We start from the raw sequence: 12,530 nt of genomic DNA, 5'->3' as shown, positions 1-12,530 counted from the left end.
TTTCAATTAAATGGATCAGTTATTTATTGCAAATCACTGACTTTTTTAATGGATTCTTTTTCTAAATAATTTCCAAAAATGTGTTTACTTTTGTTTGTAATTGTGTAGTAACTGCAACGTAAAGTTATAGGAGGTAAAGATGGATTTTGAAAATCTGAAAAAGATATTAAGTGCAATTGATAAAGATGCAAGTGTAAATAAAGATAACGTAATTAATAAAATAAAAGAGGTATTGCGAAGGGAAGATACAATAGCATATCAAGAGTGGGAAAATGAAGATTTTAGTATAAATCATAAATTCATCCAAAGTGATCCTGATGCCGAATTTACATTATTAATTGCAGCTGCAGCAGCTGGCTGTAAGGATTTAGTGAATGTTTTATTAGATAGGCATGCGGATGTTCATGTAAAAGGTGAAAATAGAGAGACTGCTTTGCATCATGCCGTTTATAGTCGATGTGTAGGTGTAGTAAATGCTCTACTAGGAAAAGGTGCTGATGTTAATGTAAAAGACAGAAGTGGTAGTACTCCTTTGCATTATGCTACTATATATAAATTCATAGATGTAGTAAATGTTCTACTAAAAACAGGTGCAGATATTAATGTAAAAGATGAAAATGGTAGTACTCCTTTGCATTATGCTACTTTAAGTAACCATGTAGAGGTAGTAGATGCTCTGTTAGCTGAAGGCGCAAGTGTTCATGTAAAAGATAGAAATGGTAGTACTCCTTTGCATTATGCTGCTAAAAATGGCTATTTAGAGATAGTAGATGCTCTACTAGACAGAGGTGCAGATGTTTATGAAAAAGATAGTTTGCAGAAAACTCCTTTGTATTATGCCATTATAAATCACCAAGAAGATACGGTAGAGAGTATAAAAGGGTTTTTAAAAAATAAAGTAGTTCAAGGTAGTGTAGTTGTTGGTGGCTTAGTTGCCATGTTAGGGAATTTTGTAACATCGACGCTTTTTATAACCGAGACAATGGAAATTACATTAACATCTGTTACGGCAGCAATAGCTGTATCTGCATCAACAGCATTAACATCTGGTTATGCTAAATATCTAATGTCAAAATTCGATAACGAAATAAAAGAAATAAAAGAGCGACAAAACGTAATGGAAGGGAGGCAAAGCTTAACAGAAGGGTGGCAAAGTGTAGATCTACAAAGCATATGTATACATAATGCTCTTTCGTAAATTTTTACTTCCGCACTTCTTTAGTGTTGCTTATAATAACTATAGATTTAGATCTTAATTAGAGGCTTTAATTACCTACTTTAAGTTATTGAATTTCTTATCATAGCATCTATCATTCCAGTACCCTGGAATGAAAGAAAAAGAACACTGAATTAAAAATACAACATACCATCTTATATCTTAATACTGCATAATACCTCGATCATAGATTGATTAAGGATGCCTTAAGTTAGTCTTGCTTTACTATGAAAAGCTTGTACTCTTTAAATGTATTATTTATAAATTAACTGTTTATAAGCTAAAATATGTCTAATAGAGCTAATATAACTTTTTTTATAGCTGGTGCTATTGCTTCCCTTACATTAATTACATCTGGAGTTTTTGCTGTAGCTCCTTACGTTGCATTTTTATCTTCAGTTGCAGCTTTAAATATAGCTCCCCCTGTTATTTTTATTTTATTTGCGCTTTCTGCAGTAGTAATTGTGTTTTCATATAAAATGATTAAACAAAATAAAAAATCTCAAGAAAACTCGAAAGCTGAAGTCTAAGAGCCGAATAAAGGGTTAAGGAAAGAAGAAAATAAGCTAACTCCAATTAAAGAAGAATTAGAAGATGGAAAGGATAAAGAAAATAAATACGGGTTTAGTGGTCTAGAAGAAAAAGTTCATAGAATTTCAGAGAATTTTGTAACGAAAGATGAAGTGAATGGGTTAAAAAAAGAGGTTAGTGATCTTTCTGCAAGGTTAATTAATAGTCCTGCAACAAAAAATGAAGTAGAAGTAAAGTTGAATATAGCATTTTATGCAAAAGGTGAAGAAAGAGGATGGAATACAACATTTAGTGATATTATATTACCAAGTGACATAAAAGAAAATTTGAGAGAGATTTGTAAATCAAAAAGCGGAGGATATCTCTTAAATGGTAAAGGAGGGACTGGTAAGAGTAGTATTTGTGAAGCGATTGCGAATGAAATTAAATCTCAATTTGCTGTTATACGTATTTCTGCATCTTCCTTATGTAATATATCGAATATAGATCAAGTTTTTGAGAGGGCAAGAAAAAACACTCCTTGTATAATTATTATGGAAGAGATTGACGGCATTGGTCTAGATCGCAAGGGTGGTAAAAACAAGAATGTAGAATCTTTAACTCATTTACTCGATAAATTGAATAAAACCTTTCTTGAAGAAAATATAGTAATTGCCACAACTAATCGTGCGAATGATTTAGACGGAGCACTAGTTAGACATGAACGCTTGAGAAAAATTGAGATTCCTGGGCTAGAGAAAGAAAGTACACGTAGGGGGATACTAAAAGAATATCTAAAAGAATTAAGCCATGTAAATATTGAAACTATTGTAAATAGTACTAATGATTTTTCAGTAGCAAATCTGATTGGTTTAGCCAAGTATATAGAAGAGGAGAGGGAAAAAATGAAAAGTAAAGGCAAAAGTACTCCTTTTTCCACTTTATGTAAAAATTTCAAGAAGGAACATAACATAAAAGATGAGCCAGATAAGAAACATCGTAACAGTAAAACTAAAAACGAGGGGTCTTCTGGAAGCTCATTCTCATCTAGAAGCTTATCTAGTAGAAGTTCATCAGTAAGCTCTTCATTGAGTGATGTATCTTCTCGAGGAAGTAAGCGGCAAATCGAGGAATAAGGAGAATTACTACACAGTCTGGGATGACGCCATGCAAGTGACACAATTCGAATCATGTCATTCCAGTGCTTGACAATAGTTTTTATCCAGAAGGGTCATTGAACTTCTAAAAGGGTGTCATTCCAGTATTGGAATCCAGGAATTTTTTGAGCACGCAAGTTATGCCAAGTTTTTTGTTGGTAAGAAAGGTTGGATCCCAGTACTGGGATGACAGGAAGAGGGCTACTCGGGTGACATCGAAGGGGCTACTTGCATGACAACAAAGGGGCTGCTTGCATAACTCAAATTCAAAGAAAAATCATTTAATGTCATTCCAGTGCGTGACGCTGGAATGGCTTTGTTGCATAGGTCAAATAAAAAGAACTGGCAGTTACTGACAAAATTCACTATAAGACAAGCATTTAACCTACTAAAGAAAAATATGCCACAAAAAATGAGAGTCAGTAACTGCCATGAATATAACAAATTTCTCCAAGAGAGGGGAAATATTTTTTATTACGTCAATGATGCCATAGAAAATTGGTACGAAAAAGGTCCAAAAATGGCTGGTGGCAACTATATTTATAGCGATAAGGTCGTGATTCTGGTTCACATAATAACTTATTTATTTAGAATAGGTCTGAGACAAACAGCGGGATTTATAGCAGGGTACCTTGAGCAAGTAAGGAAAAACTTGCAAGTTATTAGCTATTCCCAGGCCTCAAGAAGGCTTAAAAAACTTAACATCAAAATTAATGATCGAAGACATGATAAAAATAATACAGAAGATATTGAGATTGCCATAGATAGTACTGATCTACAATAATATTCCAGGTCATAGCAAGGCAAATGGTACAGATAGAAAGTATCGCCGCTATGAGCAAACAAGAAAACTGCATGTAATGCTAGAGATAGGTAGCAAAAAAGTTATAGCAGCAAAATACAGTGGCGGAGTTTATTCTGACCACTATGGAGCATGTGATCTTATTGCAAGGATTGATGTTAAATATAATATAAGCACACTATATGCAGACAGGGCATATAATCGAAAGAAGTTATACAAACTGTGCGATGAGCTTGACATAAAGACAAGGATTCCTCCGCAAAATAATTCAGTAGAGCATCCAAAGTTGGATTATATGGATGAGAGAAATTCTACAATCAAGCTCATAAAGTCATATGATGAAGATGGTATGAAGAGGTGGAAAAAAGAGATAAATTATGGGAAGAGATCTTATATAGAAAGTTTTTTCTCGCGACTGAAGCAAACATTTGGGTTTAGTTTTAGAAACAAATCTGAGGTTAATCGTGAGAGAGAACTGCTACTCAAGTGTTATTTGCTTAACAAATTTACTGATATAGGCATGGCTAAATTTGAGATAGCTTCATGAATTTATTCCACGTTACCTATTATCCGAAGAGTGATGCAACAAAGCCATTCCAGTGTCAAGCACTGGAATGACACCGTCTATTATGCAAATTACCTGCTAATTGCAATGTTCGTACAGATGTGGGTCACGCGCTGGAATAACACCCTTGGTGATAACAACTAAAGAAAAACATCAACTAGGTTTATAGTCTATCACTACTGTTTTTGCAATTTTGTCATTAAGGAACTGTTTATGCTTATCAAATGTTGCAAACAATATGATAATAATTGGTAAAATTATAAATAGACTAGAAATACTCAATATTGTATAAAAAATTATAAAATATAACACTCCAAAAGTTCCTGTTCTGATTATTGTTTGTGTTATAGTGATTTTTTCAAGTGTATTTTTGTCTTTTATATGCATACGAAGCAATAATTGTCCCGGAGTTCCACCGAATTCTATTATCGTAAATGCATAAAATGCTAATGCCAATATTAGCGCTGTTACATTAAGAATTGTTGCGTTGTCTGAAATTATTTTAACCGCATTGGGTGTTAAAGAACCTAAGTGTAACCGTTCACGCAATGGCGTCAACTTAAGAGCCTTCATTAGCAGACTCTCCTAAAGACATGATGGCGTTTAGGCTTATCAACTTTGTCCATTCACGGTATAAGAAAGTAGTTTACAAAAATTGCATAATTAGTATAAAAAACAATAAACTAGATAGATGAGGGGTTGATGATAGAGGTGCTACAAGAAAAGATTGTGGTATTGGAGTCAGAAGTTGGTACTCTGAAAGCAGAGAATGATAAGTTAAGGACAAAAATAATTGAGCTAGAGGATAAGCTGGGTTTAAATTCAAAAAATTCATCGCTGCCACCATCGCAAGATGTATATCGCAAAAAGACAAAAAAGAAGAGCGATAAAAAACCAGGCGGGCAGCCAGGACATGAAGCGCACAAGCGGGAATTGATGGTAGCAGATGAGGTGGTAAAATGTTCAATTGATACAATTTGCATGTGTGGAAGCCAAGTTATTTTAGAAGAAGAAACTGTGCATCAAAAGGTTGAATTGCCAAAAATTAAACCGATAGTGACTGAATATAGGCTACAAAAAGGCTACTGTAAGGCGTGTAAGAAAAGGATCTCAGCTAGTCTGCCTGAAGGTGTGACAAGGGATCTTTTAGGAGCTAATGCAAAAGCAGTAATTAGCAGTTTTAGTGGATTTTTTATCAATTCAAAAAGGGAAGTACAGCAAATTTTGAGCAGCATATTTAATCTGAATATAAGCCTAGGTTTGGTATCAAAGACCGAGGGTAGAGTATCAGAAAAATGTATATCTGAATACGAAAAAATAAGAGAAGAGCTACGGAAAAGCAAGTATTTACATATAGATGAAACAAGCCATAGGAACCAGGGAAAGAAAGGTTGGAGTTGGGTAGTAACGAATAAAACAGCAACACTTATGAAGTTAGTTGGATCTCGCGGAAAGAAGATATTAAAAGGGCTATTGCCAGAGTATGATGGAATAGTTATAAGCGATAGGTATGCTGCGTATAATTACTTTAATCGTGAAAACAGACAGATATGCTGGGCCCATTTAGCAAGGGACTTTGAAAGGTTTTTTTACAGTAAAAATGTTGAAGTGAGCAGAATTGGCGCAGCATTAAAATCGCTGAGCAACAGGGTATTTGTGGTAGATAGAGCACGTAAACAAAACCTGATAGACAATTTAAGATTTTTCCGGTTAATGAGGAAGATTCGAAAAAGGGTGAAACATTTTTTGCGAGAGATAACAAGGGTTGCAAAAGGAACTCAGGCCTTGAGAATGGCTGCCAATATACTACGTTCTGAAGATATGATGTGGAGATTCGTGCGCAATCCTGATCTGATCGAGACAACCAATAACCTTGCAGAACGTCAGGCTAGACGGTACGTCATTTATCGTAAAAATAGTTTTTTCACTTGGTCAGAACGTGGAGAAAAGTTCATTGAAAGAATGCTTTCGATATTTTTGACTGCACGTTTGAATGATCAGAATCCTGTCCAGAAACTACAGAATTTAGTCGCTATTCCTGCCTAATTGGGAATATTCCGTGAACGGTTACACCTAAGGTACATCCAACGTTAAATCCAATAAAATACTTTATCGCCGTTAATAAAATATGATCAAACGCAAATGCAAAAATGCGTCTCGTAACTCTTGCATAGCTTATTTTAGTATCCATACACCCCCACCCGCATTACTAACTGACATAAGAACATGTTATTAAATAACTGTAAATATGTCAACTTGTACAGTACTAGCTGCTTGTGCCACTATATTATTTGAATTAACATTAAATCATTTACAGTTAAGGAAGTTATGTCAACATCAGTCACAGTTGCGTATGGTGATGGTATCGGACCAGAAATTATGGAAGCGGTGCTGTCGATATTGCGTGAAGCGAAAGCAAAGATTTCAGTAGATATTATTGAAATAGGAGAGTGTGTTTATAGTAAAGAATGGTCTCACGGCATTTCTCCAAGTGGTTGGGAATCTATTGAAAGGACAAAGATATTACTAAAATCTCCGACGACAACTCCTCAAGGCAAAGGGCACAAAAGCTTAAACGTTGCACTCAGAAAGAACTTAGGGCTGTATGCAAACATTAGACCATGCATTTCGTATCACCCTGTTATAGAAAATAAATTCGATAAATTTGATGTTGTTGTAATACGCGAAAATGAAGAGGACGTTTACACCGGAATAGAGCATAGGCTCACTGGTGACTCGTACCAATGCACTAAAATTATTACTAGATCTGGCTCAGAAAAAATATGCAGGTATGCTTTTGAATATGCGAAAAAACATAACAGAAAGAAAGTAACTTGCCTGACTAAAGACAACATAATGAAAATGACTGACGGCGCTTTTCATGCAGCGTTTGATCGTATTGCAAAAGAATATCCGGATATAAAGGCGGAACATTATATAGTTGATATTGGAATGGCACGTGTTGCCACAGAACCCGAGAATTTCGATGTTATAGTAACTGAAAATCTATATGGCGACATATTATCAGACATAGTAGCACAAACCTCAGGTTCTGTAGGGCTTGCAGGAAGTAGCAATATAGGTAATGAATATGCAATGTTTGAAGCGGTTCACGGCTCTGCTCCTGATATTGCAGGAAAAAATATAGCTAATCCTTCTGGTCTTTTAAATGCCGCAGTACATATGTTGGTCTATATTGGTCAAGTGAGTACTGCAAAACTAATCTACGATGCATGGCTCAAGACTTTGGAAGATGGAGTACATACCGCTGATTTATATAAGGAGAAAAAGAGTAAACAAAAGGTTGGAACAAAAGAATTTGCAAAAGCTGTTATAGATAATCTAGGGAAAAAACCCACAACGTTATCTGAGCTTATAATTAGCAGTGATTTGGATAGTAAAATAAATAAAGTACAAGACCATTACGAACAAGATTACAAAGTTAAAAAGCTAGTGGGTAGTGATATAGCGCTTGCTTGGGACAAATCCAACAATTTTGATCAAATAGTAAGATTATTTGAATCGAGTAATCTGAAAATGATAGCAATATACTCAAAAGGACTTGCAATTTGGCCAGGAGGCTCAAAATCTTCAAGTGACCAAATAACCTGCAGGTTTATCGCAAATAATGAAAAGCAAGCTATTACAAATAGTGATGTAAATAACCTGCTAATCAAAATCGAAGAAAATAGCTTTGACGTGGTGAGAATGGATAAGTTGTATTTATATGATGAAAAAGAAGGTTTTTTCTCTTAATGATTGCTTAACATTTTTATGATTGCATAAAATATATAAATAAAATATACTAAAGATATAGCTTGTTTATTTGAGATATAGTCATGGGTCAACATTTCAAGTTAACTGGTCAGGAGTTTTATGATAATAATGATCTGTTTAACGTACTAGAGATAAAAGCTGAACAAATTGTAGGTAAAGATTATCAAGCTCTTAGCAAGTTTCTGAAAAAACAATATAATAAATTGATACTTGTAAACCATCCTGACAAGGGTGGAGATAAAAATAGATTTAATCAAATTTGTAAAGCTCATCAAGAGCTAAAAAAATACATTGAACCTTTAAAATCAGGAAATCCTTGTGTCAAAGTTAGTGTTGATGCTGAAAGTGATGGGCATTTAACAGCGCGTGAATTCCATTATAGGAAGAAACTATTTGAAAAATTAAATATCACTGAAGAGGAAGTGATAGGAAAGAATTTTGTTGAGCTTGCTTCCATATTGAAAAAGAAAAATAGCTCACTAGAAGAAGACTTGAAACACAAAGATAAATTAATTTGTGATATAAAATATTGGGCAATATATGGCTCACTTTTCGATGATAAAGTCAAAAAGCTAAGAAATGAGCTTGATGAGCACTTAATGAAACCTAACATGCAACTATTTAATTATATCTCTTCTTTAGAAAAGTGTGGGAGTCTAATAAGGGAAGACAAACAAGTACTAACGCAAAAGTTTATAAAACGTAGAGACGATTTGCTATCTAGTATTTTAAAGGCTAAAGTATATACCTTACTTCCTTTAGCTCTTGCTGAAGCAAGTTATTGTTATTATTTCTTGCCTATTTGGTTAATTGCCAGTAATACCTTGATGTGTTTATGCTTGCCACTAGTAGCATTAAATTCTATTATGGTGCAGTTTTTGGCTTTGTTAACAGAACATTACGGAAAAAAATATAAAAACTATGAGATTTCTACTGACAAGTATGTAAGTAGAATGAATTGTATTTACTTATGCTATAGTCTTTGTGTTTTTTACCCTTTGCCTATCTTTTTTACTTATTTAATGATAGAGGGTTTTATCTCTGGCAGTTTTTATGTTGATGTGACAATATTTGGTACTTTGTCATTGTTAGCACTGCTAGCTACTGAGATATTTAGTCCTACATTTTCAAAAGGTTGTGAAATATACACTGAAAAACACATGAAAGATTTACTTGAGGAAGATCCAAGAGATAGAGTACAAAAGGAAACTGATCTGTTAGGACGGTATGATCCACGAAAACTGTTAATGCCAATTATCATGCCTCTTGTTAGAAAATGTTTTGCAGAAGTGGCAAGCGAATTTGCTGAAAGGAATTTTGATGAGGTAAAAACTGATATGTCTGATGTTAATACTGAAGGACTATCTAATCCTCAAGCAATTGAATTTGCACAGCAAACAGTATAGTATAAGCTTTTAGCTCTATGCATGGACTCAAAAAAAGTAGAATTAATATTTGAAAAATTTCAACAGTCAAATCCTGCGCCAAAAATAGAGCTAAATTATACCAATCATTTTACGTTATTAGTTGCAATAGTTCTGTCAGCGCGGACGACCGATATAAGTGTTAATAAAATTACAAAGGAGCTATTTAGTATCGCTGATACGCCAGAAAAAATGTTGAATCTTGGGCAAAGTGAGCTGAGAAAATGCATAAGCAGTATTGGTTTATATAATTCTAAAGCAAAAAATATAATCGGGCTCAGTAAAATATTGATTGAGCGGTACAATAGCAAAGTGCCTACTAATTTCGATGATTTGGTATCTTTACCAGGGGTTGGGAGAAAGAGCGCTAATGTGTTCTTAAATTCAGGGCTTGGTATTCCAACATTGGCAGTTGATACTCACGTTTTTAGAGTGAGCAATAGGGTTGGGCTTGTGAAAGAAAAAGATGTACTTAAAACAGAGCAGTCTCTTTTGAATGTAGTGCCAAAAAAATACCTACTTTATGCTCATCATTGGCTAGTTTTACACGGTAGATACATTTGCAAGGCACAAAAACCTTCGTGTGAAACATGCATAATTCATGATTTATGTGAGTTTGAATGCAAGAGGTTAGTATCTCTTCTTTTTTAATTCAAGTAGCTCACAGAGGTGAAAAAGATTACTTTACACATTTTTCCATTTTCCTTATCATGATATGTATAACAATGTTACAAAAAATAATATCATAGAATTCAAGAAGATAATTCCTAGAGGGTTACTCATCTATAAAAGGCCGAATTTTGTTAGCTATTTAGATGTAAAAGGTAAGCTAAATTTTTATAAGGAAAAAACAATAATTAACTAAAAGAGAGCGCTGGACGAAGCAACTTAATTGGTTTGCTATTTCAACCACCATAACTCAATCAACAAATTTTGGAAAAAAACACCGTGTTTTGAGAACCTTATTTATCGACATATAAAATTTTTCTTGCCTCTTTTCAAAGAATAAAACATCTTAAATTAAGAATATTGATAATTCTTTATGGCTTTGTTGCATAGCTAGTGTTGGTTGAGGTTATTGTAAGGAGAAAAGCTTATGGTTACTAACGCATTTTGTTGTAAAATAGGCATTTTTCAAACAAGTATAACTTATGCCACAAAAAATGAGAGTAAGTAACCAAAGAGAATATAATGAGTTTCTAAAAAAAAGAGGAAATGTTTTTCATTTTGTTAATCAAGCCATAGAAAATTGGTATGAAAATAGTCCAAAAGTTGCAGGTGGCAATAACACTTATAGTGATAAAGTTGTAATTTTAATACACATAATAGTTCATCTTTTTAGAATTGGCTTGAGACAAGCTGTAGGTTTTGTAAAAGGTTATATGGTACAAATAGGCAAAAAACTTAAGATTATCAGCTATACACAAGCTTCCAGAAGATTTAAAAAGCTTAATTTGAAGATTGATGACCATAGAAGCAATAAAGATGATCTGGAAAATGTTGAAATTGCCGTAGATAGCACTAGAGTTAGTATCTACAATAATAACGGTGGGCATAGTAAGCTTAATATTCGAAAAAGAAAATACAGTGGTTATGGTCAAGTAAGAAAATTACATGTTATTTTAAACATAAATGATAAGAAAGCAATAAGCATGAACTACACTAGTGGTGTTGCTGTAGACTATTTGCCGGTCTGCGATATGTTAGAAGAAGTCAGTGATAAATATAACATTTGTTCTATTCGAGCAGATGCGGCTTATGATATAAAAAGTGTGTATAAAGAATGCAGAAAATACAATATTGTGCCTATTATTCGCCCTAGGAAGGATACTAAAATTTGTTTAGCTGACTACTTATCAGAAAGAAACAAGTATATTAGTAGAATTAGGTCATATGAGAATTATGAAGATGGTATTAATGAATGGAAGAAAAAAGTTAAGTATGGAGCACGGTCTTATATTGAAGTCTTTTTCTATAGGTTGAAGCAAATATTTGGGTTTGGCTTGAAAAATAAATCAGAGGTAAATCGTGAAAAAGAGCTGTTAATTAAGTGCTACTTACTGAACAAATTTACTGATATTGGTATGGCTAAATTTAAATTAGCTGCGTAAGTTCATTGTGATTTACATGCCTATCAGTGCTATGCAACAAAGCCATTCTTTATAGGGGGTATTATGCACGTAGGAAATTCTAATAGTCAGCAGGTAAGTCAGAATTTGCTGTCTTTTTCAGCTAATTCCTCTGATGAGGAGTACTGTGATGCTAGTGATAAGGTTGAGAGATCTTCTATATCTTGTGAAAGTGATTCTGACCTGGAGTCTATTCCTACTGTATCACATTTTAAGCAGCATACCTGGAAAGGTAGTCAGCATAAAGAAGTTGATAATATTCATCAAAGCAATCTTGATCAAAGCAAAGAAGGAATAAGAAAAATATTTAACCAAGATAAAAAACAATACATAAAGGAAAAGTTAGAAGATGGTAAATTAGTATGCTCAGGTAAACTTTCTTACGGTAGTATAGATATCAAAATACATGGTTCAGGAAGCTTATTTACTTCTAACCAAGATAATTTTGTTGCGAGGATAAGAGTTCACAATCAAGAAAGGTTAGATTTTACTAAATCTTTCATAGATGTTAAGAGAAAACTTTCTGAAAAGCTTGTAATAACCGAGATTTTAAAAGATGAATTGTTAGATAAAAGAAATACTGCTTATGGGCAGTTTAAACAACTTTTGCATGGTAGAAGTGATAAGACTGCAGATAATCTTGAGTATGCAGAGGATCTTTTACAGCTTTCCATCACACTAGAAAAATATAAGAAACTAAAAGATTTAGATACTTCAATATTAACTGATATAGCTAACAATAACTACATCTCAACTGAACTTAAAGATGTTATTCAAGGCTTGTTAAATATAGAAAAAGCTTTGCGTGAGAGAAACAAGAATTTTCCTAGACTCGATGATTCTGCTCAGCCCAGCATAAAGAATTTATTAGGAGAATTACAAAGAATTCGTAACGAGTTAATAGAGTGTCATAGAAAGTCCTTACGTGATAAATGTTCTTCCTAGAGTTC

General features: G+C 33.7%; 12 protein-coding genes and 1 pseudogene. 11 read left to right on the top strand and 2 right to left on the bottom strand.

Annotated features, from left to right (window positions below):
* Nucleotides 1-139: 139 nt before the first annotated feature.
* From OPR58_RS08465 to OPR58_RS08440, 5 genes and pseudogenes are all read left to right on the top strand, one after another.
* Nucleotides 140-1,198: an ankyrin repeat domain-containing protein gene (locus OPR58_RS08465; RefSeq protein ID WP_265022458.1), complete on the top strand. Its 1,059-nt coding sequence runs from the start codon at nt 140-142 to the stop codon at nt 1,196-1,198.
* A 305-nt stretch (nt 1,199-1,503) separates the two neighbouring features.
* Complete coding sequence (locus tag OPR58_RS08460) at nt 1,504-1,746, top strand: hypothetical protein (RefSeq protein WP_265022457.1); 243 nt, start codon at nt 1,504-1,506, stop codon at nt 1,744-1,746.
* 153 nt (nt 1,747-1,899) lie between these two features.
* On the top strand, nt 1,900-2,862 hold the full coding sequence (locus tag OPR58_RS08455; protein WP_265022456.1) for an AAA family ATPase: 963 nt from the start codon (nt 1,900-1,902) through the stop codon (nt 2,860-2,862).
* A gap of 421 nt (nt 2,863-3,283) precedes the next feature.
* Nucleotides 3,284-4,232 (top strand): annotated as a pseudogene (locus OPR58_RS11420) (IS5 family transposase).
* 33 nt (nt 4,233-4,265) lie between these two features.
* Nucleotides 4,266-4,394 (top strand): hypothetical protein, encoded by a 129-nt coding sequence (locus OPR58_RS08440; RefSeq protein ID WP_265022454.1) that lies wholly within the window; start codon nt 4,266-4,268, stop codon nt 4,392-4,394.
* A gap of 9 nt (nt 4,395-4,403) precedes the next feature.
* Here the strand turns inward: OPR58_RS08440 and OPR58_RS08435 are convergent, their stop codons facing one another.
* Nucleotides 4,404-4,823: an RDD family protein gene (locus OPR58_RS08435; RefSeq protein WP_265022453.1), complete on the bottom strand. Its 420-nt coding sequence runs from the start codon at nt 4,821-4,823 to the stop codon at nt 4,404-4,406.
* Nucleotides 4,824-4,952: 129 nt separating this feature from the next.
* On the opposite strand from OPR58_RS08435, the gene tnpC reads away from it, so the two are divergent.
* Complete coding sequence (gene tnpC, locus OPR58_RS08430) at nt 4,953-6,296, top strand: IS66 family transposase (protein WP_265022273.1); 1,344 nt, start codon at nt 4,953-4,955, stop codon at nt 6,294-6,296.
* On the opposite strand, the gene OPR58_RS08425 is transcribed toward tnpC, so the two are convergent.
* Entirely contained in the window at nt 6,283-6,441 is a 159-nt protein-coding gene (locus OPR58_RS08425; RefSeq protein ID WP_265022452.1) for a hypothetical protein, read from the bottom strand. The two genes, tnpC and OPR58_RS08425, sit on opposite strands and share 14 nt — an antisense overlap.
* Nucleotides 6,442-6,578: 137 nt before the next feature.
* On the opposite strand from OPR58_RS08425, the gene icd reads away from it, so the two are divergent.
* From icd to OPR58_RS08400, 5 genes are all read left to right on the top strand, one after another.
* Complete coding sequence (gene icd / locus OPR58_RS08420; protein ID WP_265022451.1) at nt 6,579-8,006, top strand: isocitrate dehydrogenase; 1,428 nt, start codon at nt 6,579-6,581, stop codon at nt 8,004-8,006.
* Nucleotides 8,007-8,089: 83 nt separating this feature from the next.
* Nucleotides 8,090-9,433: a molecular chaperone DnaJ gene (locus tag OPR58_RS08415; protein ID WP_265022450.1), complete on the top strand. Its 1,344-nt coding sequence runs from the start codon at nt 8,090-8,092 to the stop codon at nt 9,431-9,433.
* A 21-nt stretch (nt 9,434-9,454) separates the two neighbouring features.
* Nucleotides 9,455-10,102 (top strand): endonuclease III, encoded by a 648-nt coding sequence (gene nth / locus OPR58_RS08410; protein ID WP_265022449.1) that lies wholly within the window; start codon nt 9,455-9,457, stop codon nt 10,100-10,102.
* Between the two features lie 500 nt (nt 10,103-10,602).
* Nucleotides 10,603-11,562, top strand: a complete 960-nt coding sequence (locus OPR58_RS08405; RefSeq protein WP_265022212.1) for an IS5 family transposase — start codon at nt 10,603-10,605, stop codon at nt 11,560-11,562.
* A gap of 63 nt (nt 11,563-11,625) precedes the next feature.
* On the top strand, nt 11,626-12,525 hold the full coding sequence (locus OPR58_RS08400) for a hypothetical protein (protein ID WP_265022448.1): 900 nt from the start codon (nt 11,626-11,628) through the stop codon (nt 12,523-12,525).
* Nucleotides 12,526-12,530: the final 5 nt, after the last annotated feature.

The sequence above is a fragment of the Wolbachia endosymbiont (group B) of Ischnura elegans genome (assembly GCF_947251585.1).
Taxonomy (GTDB): Bacteria; Pseudomonadota; Alphaproteobacteria; order Rickettsiales; family Anaplasmataceae; genus Wolbachia.
This window is presented reverse-complemented; position numbering and strand designations above follow the sequence as displayed.